Genomic DNA, 14,889 nt, shown 5'->3' on the forward strand with positions numbered 1-14,889 from the left:
TAAATATACTAGGAGAGGCCTATGGAGAAAGACGATATAAAAGTGCTTCTTATTTCAGCAGTTCCGCCTCCGGTTGGCGGGATTGCAACTTGGACAGAGGAATATTTACAGTATTGTAGAAAAAAGGGATATAAAACGAAAATAGTTAATGAATCGATGGTAGGAAAAAGAGCATTAACTGCGAGTGATTCATGGAACATATACGATGAAGCTAAAAGATGTTTTGATATATGGCATAAAATTAATAAAGAGCTTAAGACATTTTCTCCGGATATTGTTCACTTAAATACGGCATGTTCTCAGACTGGAGTTATTCGTGATTTGATTAGCATTTTTTTCATAAAACTGCATAAAAAACCATGTGTACTTCATTGTCATTGTAATATACCAGATCAAATGAGAACTGGAAGGGTGAAAAAGTTATTTTTTAAGAATATGGTGAAACTTTCATCTACAGTATTAGTTTTGAACTCAAGTTCCTTAAATTATTTAGAACATTTACAAAAAGGTGATTATGAAGTTGTTCCTAATTTTATTAAAGATGACTTTATAGTCGGGCAGAGAACTTACAATGAAAAAATCAATACTATAATATATATTGGGCATGTAAGAAAGACAAAAGGAATTGATGAGTTGTTGCAAACAGCATACAATTATCCAAATATAAAGTTTCTTTTAGCTGGCCCTGTTACAGAAGACTATTCAAAAGAAGAAATTTTAAAAAAAAGTAAAGAAAATGTATTGTTACTGGGAGCTGTATCATTAGATAAAGTAAAAGAATTATTAGATAAAGCTGATATTTTTATACTTCCATCCTATACGGAAGGATTTTCTCGGGCACTATTAGAAGCTATGGCTCGAGGGATCCCCATAATAACGACAGATGTAGGGGCAAATCGAGATATGATTGAAGAAAAGGGAGGATGCATTATACAAAAAGAAGATAGTTTGGGGATTATAAATGCAATTAAACATATGGAATCTTTTCAGACCAGAGCTATTATGGGAGAATGGAATATTCAAAAAGTAAAAAAATTTTATTCAAGAAGCAGTGTAATGAAGAGAATTTACACTATATATCAGAATATACTATAAAAACAATAAGGCTGGAGATAAGATAATATCATTTAAATGCAGTAGGAAATATGAAAGCCGTTTTATTGTAAGGAAAGAGGTTAAATTTGATTAATGATGTAATTATTGTTGGAGATGGAGGCCGCAATGGTCTGGGAATTGTAAGGGAATTTGGAGAATGCGGCCAAATTCCTTTTGTATTGTTGATAGAAAGAGATAGTAAAGAGCAGAAATCTAATACAAGAGTAGTTCTTGCAAGTAAATATACGAAAAGATATAAAGTGTTTCCGCCTTCTGATTCCATTGAAACAGAAGTCATACAGTTCTTATTAAAATACCTTGGGAATGAAAAGTGTAAACCTATTATTATAACAACAAGCGACGTTGCATGTGAGATGCTTGACAGACATACAGAGGAACTTTCAGATAAATTTTTTGTTTCCAATATCAATGGCAGTGACGAAGGTATACATTATTATCTGGATAAATATAACACATATAAGAAAATAAAAGAAATGGGACAGCTTGATGTTGCGGAAACATTTATTATTGATATTTCAAGTTCAACTCAACCTATAGACATATCAAAATATCCCTTGCCTTGTATACTGAAGCCAAGAGAAAGTGCGCATGGAAAAAAGTCAGACATTGAAATATGCCATACAAAAAACGAACTCTTAAATGCATTAAATAAATTTAAGGCACTCGATTACAAAGATATTTTATTACAGGAATACCTGGATTATCAATACGAGTTTTCAATACATGGATATGCGGCAGGCACAAAGACTGTAGTTCCGGGAATATGCAGATATTTGCATAAAAGCAGTATTGGCACAAATGATTATATGTATATTCAATATTTAAAACTTGAAGACTGTATTGAAAAAGAATTTGTACACAAAGTATGCGAATTTATAAAGAGTATAAAGTTCCAGGGATGCTTTGTCGGCGAGGCATTTTATTTAAACAACGGAAAATTTTATTTAAATGAGATGAACTATAGAACCTGCGATTTAAGCTATAATGAAACACCCTCAGGACGTTATATTGCACCAGAATATGCTGCAGAGCTGACAGGAGAAAAGCCGGAACTATATATAAAAGCAGGGAAGAGTAGCTTCTATTCTGTATTGACGTTTGCAAATATTCGGTTAGTTCTAAACAAAAAAATGTCATTGCGTCAAGCCATAACTGAAATTATATCGTCCTCCAGCTATCAATATTATGCGAAAGGCGATGCAAAGCCGCTATTTGCAAAGCTGGGTATTCCAGGTATGGTGAGATGAATATGTGGGAGTTAAGAGTTCTATGAAAAAGATAGATAAAGTAAGATTTGGAGCAACTGTAATAATTATTTTTGCAGTTCTATTGAGTGTCAGTATAAATATTACAGGTGTTCAAAATACAGTTGACTCAGTTTATTCGTTTATGTCCAAAAAATTTGGGTGGTTTTTTGTCCTGGCAAATTTGGTTGCTTTTGTTTTTTCTATATGGCTAATTGCGAGTCCAAAAGGTAAGATTAGGCTTGGCGGCCATGATTGCAAACCAGAGTTTGGGAGAATTTCTTGGATTGCAATGATGTTTACTACAAGTTGCAGTGCTGGATTAATTGTATTTGGATTTATAGAAACAATTTATTATTCATCTGCACCTCCATTTCAAATATCGCCTTTTTCTGTACAAGCATATGAATATGCGGAAATGTATTCTCATTATCATTGGGGATTTAATGCATGGACACTTTATGTTCCTGCATCTGTAGCAATTGGATATATGCTTTACAATAAAGGAAGGAATAGCCTTTCGCTTGGAAATGCCTGTGAATCAGTGCTTGGCAGGCACAGCAAAGGTTTGGCAGGTATTGCTGTTGATATTTTGGGTATTTTTGGCGCAGTTGTTGCACCTGTTACCTCTATGGGACTTGGAATGCCGTTGCTGACCCTTCTTTTTCAAAATATTTTTGGAATATCAGATCAGTATGTAACAAATATTCAAGCAATAATTTTGCTTATATGGGTATTGATTTTTGGAACAAGCACATATCTTGGTCTTTCAAAAGGCATTAAAAATCTTAGTAATATCAATGTTTCATTGGCATTTGCATTTATGATATTTGTGGGATTTTTGGGAGGAATATTAAAACTATTCCAAGCAGAAATTAATACGCTTGGCCTTTATATTCAGAATTTTGTACGTATGGCAACTTATACAGATCCTTATGGAGATGGTGTTTTTGTTGGAAGCTGGACTGTATGGTATTGGGCATGGCTGATTGTGTATATGCCGCTTATGGGAGTATTTAATGCCAGGATTTCCAAGGGCAGAACGTTACGAGAGGTTGCTATTGGGCAGATGGTGTTTTGTAGTCTGGGATGTTGGGTGGCTATGTCTACATTGGGAAACTATGCGATTAAACTTCAGCAGAGCGGTATAGATATTGCAACAGTTTTGAATCAAGAGGGACAACCGGCAGCTATTCTTTATATTTTGGAGAATATGCCTGCCTCTAAAATGATGATGATTCTTGTGGCAATTTTGGTATTTGTATTTATGGCAACGACTGTAGATTCCAGTTCCTTTGTTGCGGCAGAAACAACAACAATACACATATCAGCAGAAGACAGGGCACCAAGATGGGTAAGAATTTTTGGGGCTGGTATGGCATGTTTGATTACATTTGTATTGTTACAGGTAGGAGGATTTAATGCTGTACAGGTATTAGCAATTCTAGTGGGACTTCCGCTGGCTGTTGTTATGTTTATTGTAATTGCATCAACCATAAAAATGCTTAAAAAGGAAGAAGAATATTGGAATAAGCAATGAAAAAAATTGTGTTTTATATAGGGAGTGTTTTGCGGCCTGGCGGAGCAGAAAGGGTTATGGCAAACCTTGTCAATTACTTTTTTGAGGAAAAATATGAGGTTCTTCTAGTGACAGATGTGATAAACCGGGAGAATAATGCCGAATATCCAATAGACAAAGAGATAAATCGTATTGTAATAGGGGAAGAGTATGGGAATGCCATAGTTAAAAATTGGCGCAGGATAAAAAAACTGCGAAAATGTATGATAGAGCATAATCCGGATATTGTGCTTTCTTTTATGGGACTTCCGAACATTCGAATGCTTTTAAGTACGATAGGATTGCCGTGTAAAAAGGTAGTATCTGTGCGCAATGATCCTTATAAGGAATATGGCAAGGGAGTATGGCGATGCCTTATGAATGGTATATATTCTCTTGCTGATGGATATGTATTTCAAACAGATAAGGTAGGCGCTTATTTTACCAGAAAAATTAATCTACATTCAAAGGTTATAAATAATCCTGTAAATGAAAGTTTTTTCAAGGCCAGGTGGCAGGGAAACGAAAAAACAATAATCTGTGTGGGGAGGCTGGAAAAGCAAAAAAATCATGCGTTATTATTAAAGGCGTTTGCTGAAATATGCAGCAGTATTGCGGAATATAATTTGATACTGTATGGAGACGGGGCATTGAGAGATACATTGAAGCAGATGAGTGTCGAATTAGGAATAGAAAATAGAGTAATCTTTGCAGGAGAGGTGACAAATGTAGAGGACATACTTACCAGAGCCTCTTTATTTGTTCTCCCATCTGATTTTGAAGGCATGCCAAATGCTTTGATGGAAGCCATGGCAGTAGGAATTCCATCTATATCAACGAATTGTCCCATAGGAGGACCGGAAATGTTATTTTCACAGCAGCTTTCCGAATTTTTGGTCCCCTGTTCTGATGAAAAAGCATTGGCAGAAGGGATGCTTAAGATATTAAAGCTTTCTCAAGATAGACGTAAAGAAATCAGTGTAAAAATGAAAGATCGTGCGAAAATATTTAACCCTCAAAAAATATATTCAGAATGGCAGAATTTTTTGGAAAGCATTTAAGAGAAGAAAAAATAAAATATATAAGGAACTGCACAGATGAAAATCGATAAATGTAAATGGAAGTATGGAAAACAGGCACCATTAGTTATTATGATGGATGATCTTGCTAATAAGTATATGATAGATAAGAAAGATGGTGCTTATATAGGAGCTGATTGGGGAGGGAGATGTAAAAAAAAGAATTCCTGGTATGATTTTGTTCAAAGAAATATTTTTGAAAAATATCCTTATGCTAAGATGACATGCTTTCTCGTAGTAGGGAGAAGGGAAGATTTTATTCGTAACGGTAAAAAAAACATAACCTTACCAGTAGATGCCAATGACGAATTTATAAAATTTGTTAATGAAGTAGCAAATGATGAAAGATTTGAATTGTCATACCATGGCTTCACTCATGGGGAAATCACAGAAAATGGATTTATTCAAGAGTGGGATACTTTTTCTGATATATCAGAAGCAGTGCAGACAATACAAAAAGGACAGAAATTATATCAAAAAGTAACAGGACAGAAATTTTGGGGAGGAAAATACTGTGGCTATGCACGAAACAGATTTTCTGACGAATCTATTATAAAAAGTCATTTTGATTATTGGTGCAGACATTGGGATGCAGATATAATAAAAGGTTTAGATAGAGGAGAGGAATCTTTAGAGCTAGGCTTTTTTGGTGAGACAGTGGACATTCCATCCACAATTGATGGAAGCTTATTTTCACTTAAAAAGATACGGTATCTTTTAACAAGAAAGTATATGAAAGCTTTGTATTATTGCGTTAAATATCAAATAACACTGGAATCTATCATTGATTTGCTTGTATCCAGAGGACAGATATTATCAATTCAATCACATACATCTCCGATTCGGGAAGATAAAGAAAGGCAGTCCCCGAATATTATAGATGATATTAAAAATATACAATATATATTAGATTATGTAAAAAAGTATGATATATGGTATGCAACATGCAAAGAAATAAATGATTACTTTCGGATATATTCTGCAGTTGATCTACAAGTGCAAGGAGACGCAATTCAATTGGAAATAGATGAAAAACTTTTGAAAAATGTACTTGATAGGGAAATTTGGATAAAGATTTACGATCTAGATCCTGAGTTTAAATGGTATTTAAGACGAGGAGATGAAAAGTTTCTGTTATCTCAAAAAGATGATTTTCATATAACGAATTTACCTGTAATAAAAGGAAAGTTTGAAATTATCAAAGAGTAAGACTTGATTTACTAATAGTAAACAATAAGGAAAGAACAAATTATGCGTAAAATGGATAAATACTTAAAGGCCGGAAAAAAACTTCTGATAGATCCGGATTATCGCTTTTTATTTATGGCGGATAAGATGGGGCGATATAGCCGCATGCCAGATGAGCAATATCTAAGACGAAGATTTAAAGCAACCATAGGAAGAGAACTAAATTTAGAAAGTCCTCAAACATATAATGAAAAAATTCAGTGGCTCAAGCTCTATGATCGAAAACCTTTATATACAGAGCTGGTTGATAAAATTGAAGTTAAAAAATATGTTGCGGATAAAATAGGTGATGAATATGTTATTCCACTGCTTGGAGTATGGAACGATCCGGAGGAAATAGATTTTACTTTACTGCCAAATCAGTTTGTCCTTAAGTGCAATCACAATTCTGGTATTGGAATGTATATATGCAAGGACAAATCAAAACTTGATATAGATAGAGTAAAAAGAGGCTTAAATATTGGATTGAAAGAAGATAAATATTTACTTGGAAGAGAGTGGCCGTATAAAAATGTGAAACGTCGGATTCTTGCAGAAAAATATATGGAGGATAACACCACACATGATTTGAAAGACTATAAATTTTTTGCTTTTGACGGTGTTGTAAAAGCTCTTTTCATAGCAACTGAGCGACAAAGTGCAAATGAAGAAACAAAGTTTGATTTTTTTGATGCTGAATTTCAGCACTTGGATTTAATTAATGGACATCCGAATGCTGAAATTACACCTTCATGTCCGAAGACGTTTGAAGAAATGAAGCGGCTGGCAGAAAAGCTATCAAAAGGATTTCCACATGTAAGGATAGACTTTTATGAAGTAAATGGAAAGGTTTATTTCGGAGAATTTACATTTTCACATTGGAGCGGCTTAATGCCATTTGAACCTGAAAGCTGGGACTATACATTTGGTTCATGGATTACGCTTCCTAAAAGTTTAAAATAGAAATGTTATTTATTAACAGGAGATTAGGTATGGATTTTGTAACACTGGCATTTTACATTGTATTGTCATTTGTGTTGGTTTTTGGAGTAAAGATCTCAATAAATAAAAACTATTTCTTGAAAATTGATTCAAAATCAAAAAGCATTGCTTCATTTAATATAGGATATTTTTTTCTGGCAAGTATATTTATTTTCTTTGCAGTTTTTCGATATGTCTACAATGGATATGGCGGAACAGATGCATATTCATATGTGACATTCTTTCAGGAAATTAACGGTTCTGTTTTTGACTATTTTAAAATAGAACGTTTTTTGAAATTTTGGAATTATAGTGAAAGTCTTTTTAATATAATCACTCTTATTTTCCGTAGGATTTCAGCAGATTATCATTTATATTTTTTATTTACTTATGGACTTATTGTGGTAGGGTTATTTTCCTTTGTATACAATACTTATGATAAGAAGTCCAACTTTTTAACATTGATACTGCTGTTTTGTTCATACCTGCATAGTTATAATGTTATGCGTGGATGGATGAGTATCGCTATATGTATGTTTGCATTGATAGATATAAAAGAAAAACGCTGGGCGAAGTCTCTTGTTTCTATTATAATAGCGGTTTTCTTTCATACAATATCTATTATATTTATTTTAGTATGGGGAGTATGCCGAATAGAGGATAAATATCCCCGATTTTTTACCAGACAGAAGCTTTTCTTGTGTGCAGCATTGGTAAATCTGTCTTTTTTTGTAGGGAAGAATTTGGCTATTGCTACTATTATGTCAACGAAGTATTCATCTTATGCAGAGATGTTTAATATGCCTGTTTCTATTATAGGTTATATTCCTACTTATATAATATGTTTTGTTGCTGTACTTATGTATCCTAGATTTAAGCGCTTAGGCGGATTCAGTTCTACGGCGGTTATTATTCTTGCTGTGGACTTGTCATTATTATATTTTACGGTTTTTTTACGTGGATGGAGAATACATGATTATTTTGCACCAATTCGAATGTATATGTTATCCCGGTTTTATATTGAAATTCCAAAAGGCTTTAAAGAAAAAACGTTAATTAAGATGCTCATTAATCTCTATATTGCAGCACTTTTTGTTCAATCTATACATGGGCTCTTGGAGGGATCAAAGGTTTTCCCATATATCTTAAATATTTAATATGAGGTAAATGTAATCAATGAAAGATGTACTTATTTTGTATGAACATAGGAATAGGGAACTGGAAAATGCCAGTTTATTAGCTTCTGAATTGGAATACAGGGGATATACGGTGAGTATTCAATGTATTTATTCATTAAAAAAATATTTTACGCAAACAAAGCTTGTGATTGTTCCGCATTTATATAATGATGAACAGTTAATCAGCTTTGGAAAGAATTTTTGGCGTAATAATCATGCTATTATAGATATGCAATATGAGCAGGTATTGCGGAAAAGTGGAAGAAACGGGATTCATAATCCAAAAGGACAGGCTGTTTTTGCACAACATACAGCATGGGGACAGGCGCAAAAGGATGTATATCTATCTCATGGTATTCCAGAAGAGAATGTTCATGTAGTTGGACATATTGCAATGGATTTACTGCGGCGGGAGTTTGATACGTGCTTTATTGAGAGAAGTGATATAGCCAAAGAGTTTAATCTGGACGAGTCAAAAAAGTGGGTATTATTTATTTCCACATTTGCTTATAAGATGAAAACAAAAGAAGAACTCAAGGCCTATGAGATAAATTCACCCGGATCTGCTTTGATAATATCCATGTCAGTTCAGGCCCAGGGCATCATAATTGACTGGCTGATGCAGGCGGCAAAAAAACATAAAGATATGATCTTTATATATAGAAGGCATCCTTCCGAGCGTGAAGATCCGGATTTACTGGAGTTAGAAAAACAGATTCCAAATTTTAGATGTATTGATAAGTATAGCATGAGACAATGGATAAGGAGTGCTGACAGCTTTTATACTTGGTATAGTACTTCAATTGCTGATGCGTATTTTGGAAATAGGATGTGCTATATTTTGAGACCGGAAGCAGTTCCGAACGATCAAGATGTTGAAATTATGTGCAATGCTAAAACGATTACGGATTTTGATTCTTTCAATGCATCTCTTTCAAATAAGAATAATAGTTTTCCTATTTCAGATGATGTAATGAAATACTTTTATGGAGATGATAGAAATACCTTAGGGACTTTTGCATTTATGAGGGTAGCAGATTTGTGCGAAGAGGTGCTTCAAAATAAAAAGCTGCAGCATAAGTTTGATTATGGAACATCCAGAATAGATATGCATAATTATGGAAGTGCAGTTATGATATTGAAAGATTATATACATTTTCTGCTTTTTGATATATGCAAACACATTAAAATTCCCGTTCCAGTCTGGCTTCAAAGAAAGAAAGGATTTAAAGAAATTGTATATTATTTACATGAAGGATATCATTCCACAAAAGAAATAAAAGAATATAAAAAGAGGTTTTATTCTATTATCAAAAGTCTGCATAAAGAAGGATAAAGATAGTTATTATGGAGAATAACGAAAAACAAGAAAGCTTATTTGCCGGAATTTTAAAATATTCAATATCTACCTGGGCAAATTTAATCATTGGTTTTTTATCTGTTATTATTACAACAAGAATTTTGCTGCCGGATGTATACGGCATGATTTCAATTTTTTTATCAGCAACTAATTTTTTAATGTATCTGGTTACCTTTGGTATGGATGGTGCATATATTCGTTTTTATAATGAACCACCAAAGGAAAATACAAAAAATCAGATACTTTATAAAGTAATAATCATTTCTACCTGCATTTGCATTATTTTTGGAGTAGTATGCGTTGGAATATATTATGAAGATATTTCAATGTATATATTCGGAATTAAGAGCAGACTTTTGATGTGTATGGTTTCGATATATGTCTTTTCCCAGGCTGTGCTCAGATATTTGAATATTAACTTTCGAATGGGATTCAAAGTCAGACAATATAATATTCAAAATATAATGATTAGCTGCTTATCAAGGGTATTGATCATTGTAGCGGCACTTTTGATGAATGAAGCAACATTTATAATTTCTGCTGTTAGTATAGGAACAGCAGTTGTACTGTGTTTTTACTTATTTATTCAGAGAAAGGAAATGATTCCCTTTTCTGAATCAGGGAGAGTTTGCTTTTCATTAAGTCTAAAGCATTATGGTGATTTCTTTCGTTTTGCACTTTTCAGTGCTCCGACATATTTTGTGACATATTTCAATTCTTTTGCCGGACAGCAGATAATCAGAGAGGCTCTTGGGGCATATAAACTGGGGGTATTTTCTTCATGCGGAATGTTTAGCTCTATCTTTACGGCATTGAAAGGTGGATTTGCAACATATTGGTCTGCATATGTATATAAAAATCATGCATCTGAAAAGAAAAGAATTGCAGACATGCATAACTATGTTTTATTATTTGCAATTTTGTTTTCATCTGTTTTGGTTATAATGCGGGATATTGTATTTATCGCGATTGGCAAAGAATATCATGAAAGTAAGCAGTTTTTTTCTTTATTATTATTAATGCCAGTATTGAGCTTTGTACTGGAAACAACAGATAAAGGAATAGCTCTGGCTAAAAAAAATGAAATTGTCCTTTTTACACATGTTGTATCGGCAGCATCTAACATTTTGGGATGTATGGTACTAATTCCTTTATTCGGAATTATAGGAGCTGCATATGCAAATGCTCTATCTGCAATTATCCTTTATGCTGCAAATACCATATTTGGTCAGAGGTATTATAGAACGATTAATAATCCTATAAAAAGTGTGATTGCAACAGGATTAATTATTTTGTTAATGCTCATTCCATCATTTTTAAGTGAAATAGCAATCATTATTGGATTAACATTTGTATTGGACGTGCTGACATATTTTCTTTTTAGAGCAGAGTGCAGCTTTTTAATTTTGAAATGCAGACAGTATTTAAAGGTGATGTTTGCAAAGAAAGGATGATATACATTGCTCTTTAACTCCTATATTTTTATATTATTTTTTCTTCCTATCTGTATAAGTGGGTATTTTATATTAAATCATTTTAAATATAAAAAGACAGCACAAATTTTTTTGCTTGGAATGTCTTTGTGGTTTTATGGCTATTTTAATATAAGCTATATTCTTCTTATTATTAGCAGTGTTGTTATAAATTATTTTTTTTACAGGTTTCTTAATTTTACAAAGGGTGGAAGAAAGTGTTTTTTCTATGCAGCACTGTTTTTTAATATAGGGTTATTATTTTATTTCAAATATTATAATTTTTTTCTGGAAAATATTAATTTTGTATTTAAACAGAATTTTGTATTAAAAAGTATTCTTTTGCCTCTTGGAATCAGTTTTTTTACGTTTCAACAAATTTCTTTTATAGCCGACGCATATAAGGGAGAGATTCCTAATTATCATTTTGTGGAATATGCTTCTTTTGTAACATATTTTCCGCAATTGATTGCAGGACCGATTGTGACTCATGATGAATTAATACCACAATTTCTGGATGACACTAAAAAAAGATTTTGTTGGGATAATTTTGCGAAAGGAATATATATTTTTTCTCTTGGCCTGGGAAAAAAAGTTTTGCTGGCAGATACATTTGGAAATGCGGCAAATTGGGGATTTGATAATATTGCGTCTTTGAATAGTACTAATGCGATTTTAACGATGCTTTCTTATACTGTCCAGATTTATTTTGATTTTAGCGGATATTGTGATATGGCAGTTGGAATTGGGAAAATGATGAATATTAATTTGCCGTTAAATTTTAATTCCCCATATAAAGCATTGACAATTACAGAGTTTTGGAACCGATGGCATATAACATTAACTAAGTTCTTTACAAAATATGTATATATACCTCTAGGCGGAAATCGTGTGGGGGGGGGGCAAAACTTACATTAATATAATGATTGTTTTTTTGTTAAGCGGAATATGGCATGGTGCTTCCTGGAACTTTATTTTATGGGGGATATGTCATGGTGCTTTTGAGATTATTACTAGAAAATTCAAAAATTTGTTTAAATGTATGCATCCGGCATTGAGCTGGATGTTTACATTTTTATTTTTGAATATGACATGGGTTATTTTTAGGGCTAATACAATTCAGGATGCATTTACACTGCTTAACTGTATTATAAGTTTTGATTTTGGAGGAATAAGTTCTGAGATGACAAGTTGCTTTAATTTGCCAGAATTTATTTTTTTAGGAAGAGCGATTGTTCCTATATTAACATATTATCCTCAGTTTTTTTTGGTGTCATTCTTTATAGCCGTAATTGTAATATTATTATATTCAAGAAATGCATATGAAAAAATGGAAAGATTTGTCCCTAGAATATTTAATATAGTTACTACAGCTTTTTTGATTGTATGGTGTATATTTTCGTTCTCAGGAGTTAGTACATTTTTGTATTTTAATTTTTAGAGAGGTATATATGATTACAAATAAAAGATGGGGTATTCTTTTGTTGATAATGATAGCTGTTTTATTAATAGGCTTAGGGATGTTAATAGTAATAATTGATCCGTATTTTCATTATCATGCACCTCTTACAAGAATGGAATACCCTTTAAATAATGAAAGATATCAAAATGATGGAATTGTGAAACACTTTAAATATGATGCGATTATCACTGGAAGTTCTATGACTCAGAATTTTAAAACATCAGAGTTTGATGAATTATTTGGAGTTAATTCTATCAAGGTTTCCTTTTCTGGAGGAAGTTATAAGGAAGTAAATGAGAATCTACAAAGGGCTGTGGAAGCCAATCCAGAGATTAAAATAATATTAAGAGGATTGGACTGTGCTAAAATGATACAAGAAAAGGATAATATGACTTACTCGTTGGATTCCTATCCTGCTTATTTGTATGATGATAAGTGGTACAATGATGTGAAATATTTCTTTAATAAAAATGCATTATTAGATACGGAGCATGTGATAAGATATACAGCATTTGGAAATAAAACTACAACATTTGATGAATATAGTAATTGAATGAGTTACCATACTTTTGGCCGTGAAGCAGTTAATGAAAGATATATTAGACCAGAAAAGTCGAATGAAGTGCATAAATTTATAGCGCAAGATGCAGAGACATTACAAGAAAATTTGGAACAAAATGTAATAAAGTTGGCTGAGGAAAATCCTCAAATTCAATTTTATTTATTTTTAACTCCTTATAGCATTTACTATTGGGATAGTTTGATGCAAAATGGAAATTTAGAGAAACAATTAGAAGCTGAGAAGATGGCAATTGAAATTATTTTAGAATATGAAAATATTCATTTATATTCGTTTTTTGATGAGTTTGAGATGATTTGTAATATGGATAATTATATGGATATTCTTCATTATAGCGAAGATGTAAATTCTCAAATTTTAATATGGATGAATCAAAAAGAACATTTGCTTACAAAAGAAAATTATCAGGAATATTGCAATAAAATATATGAGTTTTATATAAATTTTGATTATGATTCTATGTTTACATCAAGGTGACGATATGAATTATGGTACAGGGGAATAGAGGATATTTATGATTTCAACTAAGAAATGGAGTATTACATTATTAACAACAATAGTCATTTTACTAATAGGTTTAGGAGGGGTCACAGCAATTATTGATCCATTTTTTCATTACCATGCGCCGCTTGCTATAATGGAGTATCCTTTGCGAAATGAAAGATATCAAAATGATGGAATTGTGAAACATTTTCAATATGATGCAATTATTACCGGAAGTTCTATGACTCAGAATTTTAAAACATCAGAGTTTGATGAATTATTTGGGGTTACTTCTATTAAAGTACCTTTTTCGGGAGGAAGCTATAAGGAGGTGAATGAGAATCTTCAAAGGGCTGTGGAAAAAAATGCAAAAATTAAAATTGTATTAAGGGGATTGGACTATGCGGCCATTATGAAGGAAAAGGACAGTATAAATTATGATATGGATTCTTACCCTGCATATTTATATGATGATATATGGTACAATGATGTGAATTATTTATTTAATAAGGAAGCATTGCTGAACACAGAATATGCAATAAGATATACAAAGGCAGGAAATGAAACTACTACATTTGATGCATATAGTAATTGGATGGGTTCTTATGTCTTTGGAAAAGAGGCTGTGGATAAAAGCTATATTCGGCCAGAAAAATCAGAAAAAGTTTTAGAATTTACAGTTCAGGACTATGAAATTCTACGTAAAAATTTAGAACAAAATGTAATAGCTCTGGCAAAAGAAAATCCTCAAATTCAATTTTATTTATTTTTTACACCTTACAGCATTTATTATTGGGATGAATTAAAACAGGAAGGAATGCTGGAGAGACAATTGGAAGCTGAAAAAGTAGCAATTGAATTGCTGCTTGAGCATAATAACATTTATTTATATTCTTTTTATGATGATTTTGAGATGATTTGCAACTTAGATAATTATCGAGATATTCGTCATTATAGCGAAGACATAAATTCTCAAATATTATTATGGACACACCAAAGAGAGCATCTTCTTACAAAGGAAAATTATCAAGAATATTGTAGTAAGATATATGAGTTTTATATGTCTTATGATTATGATGGTTTATTTACATGAAAGTAATTAATAGGTTTAAGCATGTAAGAAACTTAGCTTTTTATAGAAAGACAAAA

The 14,889-nt window shown here is 32.3% G+C and carries 14 protein-coding genes; all 14 read left to right on the plus strand.

Features of this window, described 5'->3' with window-relative positions; translation table 11 throughout:
* Window positions 1–21 precede the first annotated feature (21 nt).
* The 14 genes from VSQ61_RS07175 (at window position 22) to VSQ61_RS07240 (ending at window position 14,833) form a co-directional block, all read left to right on the plus strand.
* A complete protein-coding gene (locus VSQ61_RS07175) occupies window positions 22–1,095 on the plus strand; it encodes a glycosyltransferase family 4 protein (protein ID WP_334343760.1) in 1,074 nt (357 codons plus the stop codon).
* 86 nt (window positions 1,096–1,181) lie between these two features.
* Window positions 1,182–2,363: a hypothetical protein gene (locus VSQ61_RS07180; RefSeq protein ID WP_334343761.1), complete on the plus strand. Its 1,182-nt coding sequence runs from the start codon at window positions 1,182–1,184 to the stop codon at window positions 2,361–2,363.
* 22 nt (window positions 2,364–2,385) lie between these two features.
* Window positions 2,386–3,900, plus strand: a complete 1,515-nt coding sequence (locus tag VSQ61_RS07185; protein ID WP_334343762.1) for a BCCT family transporter — start codon at window positions 2,386–2,388, stop codon at window positions 3,898–3,900.
* Window positions 3,897–4,979 carry a glycosyltransferase family 4 protein gene (locus VSQ61_RS07190; protein WP_334343763.1) on the plus strand — a complete coding sequence of 361 codons (1,083 nt, stop codon included), beginning with the start codon at window positions 3,897–3,899 and terminating at the stop codon, window positions 4,977–4,979. Before VSQ61_RS07185 ends, VSQ61_RS07190 begins: the two co-directional genes overlap by 4 nt.
* A 36-nt stretch (window positions 4,980–5,015) precedes the next feature.
* Complete coding sequence (locus VSQ61_RS07195) at window positions 5,016–6,206, plus strand: polysaccharide deacetylase family protein (protein ID WP_334343764.1); 1,191 nt, start codon at window positions 5,016–5,018, stop codon at window positions 6,204–6,206.
* 42 nt (window positions 6,207–6,248) lie between these two features.
* Window positions 6,249–7,187: an ATP-grasp fold amidoligase family protein gene (locus VSQ61_RS07200; RefSeq protein ID WP_334343765.1), complete on the plus strand. Its 939-nt coding sequence runs from the start codon at window positions 6,249–6,251 to the stop codon at window positions 7,185–7,187.
* 29 nt (window positions 7,188–7,216) lie between these two features.
* Window positions 7,217–8,362 carry an EpsG family protein gene (locus VSQ61_RS07205; RefSeq protein ID WP_334343766.1) on the plus strand — a complete coding sequence of 382 codons (1,146 nt, stop codon included), beginning with the start codon at window positions 7,217–7,219 and terminating at the stop codon, window positions 8,360–8,362.
* 19 nt (window positions 8,363–8,381) lie between these two features.
* Window positions 8,382–9,719: a surface carbohydrate biosynthesis protein gene (locus VSQ61_RS07210; protein ID WP_334343767.1), complete on the plus strand. Its 1,338-nt coding sequence runs from the start codon at window positions 8,382–8,384 to the stop codon at window positions 9,717–9,719.
* 11 nt (window positions 9,720–9,730) lie between these two features.
* Window positions 9,731–11,197: an oligosaccharide flippase family protein gene (locus tag VSQ61_RS07215; protein WP_334343768.1), complete on the plus strand. Its 1,467-nt coding sequence runs from the start codon at window positions 9,731–9,733 to the stop codon at window positions 11,195–11,197.
* A gap of 6 nt (window positions 11,198–11,203) precedes the next feature.
* Window positions 11,204–12,133: an MBOAT family O-acyltransferase gene (locus VSQ61_RS07220; RefSeq protein WP_334343769.1), complete on the plus strand. Its 930-nt coding sequence runs from the start codon at window positions 11,204–11,206 to the stop codon at window positions 12,131–12,133.
* Entirely contained in the window at window positions 12,105–12,656 is a 552-nt protein-coding gene (locus VSQ61_RS07225; RefSeq protein WP_334343770.1) for an MBOAT family O-acyltransferase, read from the plus strand. Before VSQ61_RS07220 ends, VSQ61_RS07225 begins: the two co-directional genes overlap by 29 nt.
* A gap of 10 nt (window positions 12,657–12,666) precedes the next feature.
* On the plus strand, window positions 12,667–13,230 hold the full coding sequence (locus VSQ61_RS07230; protein WP_334343771.1) for a hypothetical protein: 564 nt from the start codon (window positions 12,667–12,669) through the stop codon (window positions 13,228–13,230).
* Entirely contained in the window at window positions 13,231–13,734 is a 504-nt protein-coding gene (locus VSQ61_RS07235; RefSeq protein WP_334343772.1) for a hypothetical protein, read from the plus strand.
* Between the two features lie 37 nt (window positions 13,735–13,771).
* Window positions 13,772–14,833, plus strand: coding sequence for a hypothetical protein (locus tag VSQ61_RS07240; protein ID WP_334343773.1), 1,062 nt, complete (start codon window positions 13,772–13,774; stop codon window positions 14,831–14,833).
* Window positions 14,834–14,889: the final 56 nt, after the last annotated feature.

This window comes from Candidatus Merdisoma sp. JLR.KK006, from assembly GCF_036941035.1.
GTDB lineage: Bacteria > Bacillota > Clostridia > Lachnospirales > Lachnospiraceae > Laedolimicola.

Excerpts from the sequence above, each read along its gene's own strand:
- VSQ61_RS07240 (WP_334343773.1), top strand. The coding sequence starts at position 13,772 with ATGATTTCAACTAAGAAATGGAGTATTACATTATTAACAACAATAGTC.
- VSQ61_RS07195 (WP_334343764.1), top strand. The coding sequence starts at position 5,016 with ATGAAAATCGATAAATGTAAATGGAAGTATGGAAAACAGGCACCATTA.
- VSQ61_RS07235 (WP_334343772.1), top strand. The coding sequence starts at position 13,231 with ATGAGTTACCATACTTTTGGCCGTGAAGCAGTTAATGAAAGATATATT.
- VSQ61_RS07205 (WP_334343766.1), top strand. The coding sequence starts at position 7,217 with ATGGATTTTGTAACACTGGCATTTTACATTGTATTGTCATTTGTGTTG.
- VSQ61_RS07200 (WP_334343765.1), top strand. The coding sequence starts at position 6,249 with ATGCGTAAAATGGATAAATACTTAAAGGCCGGAAAAAAACTTCTGATA.
- VSQ61_RS07175 (WP_334343760.1), top strand. The coding sequence starts at position 22 with ATGGAGAAAGACGATATAAAAGTGCTTCTTATTTCAGCAGTTCCGCCT.
- VSQ61_RS07190 (WP_334343763.1), top strand. The coding sequence starts at position 3,897 with ATGAAAAAAATTGTGTTTTATATAGGGAGTGTTTTGCGGCCTGGCGGA.
- VSQ61_RS07215 (WP_334343768.1), top strand. The coding sequence starts at position 9,731 with ATGGAGAATAACGAAAAACAAGAAAGCTTATTTGCCGGAATTTTAAAA.
- VSQ61_RS07230 (WP_334343771.1), top strand. The coding sequence starts at position 12,667 with ATGATTACAAATAAAAGATGGGGTATTCTTTTGTTGATAATGATAGCT.
- VSQ61_RS07210 (WP_334343767.1), top strand. The coding sequence starts at position 8,382 with ATGAAAGATGTACTTATTTTGTATGAACATAGGAATAGGGAACTGGAA.
- VSQ61_RS07185 (WP_334343762.1), top strand. The coding sequence starts at position 2,386 with ATGAAAAAGATAGATAAAGTAAGATTTGGAGCAACTGTAATAATTATT.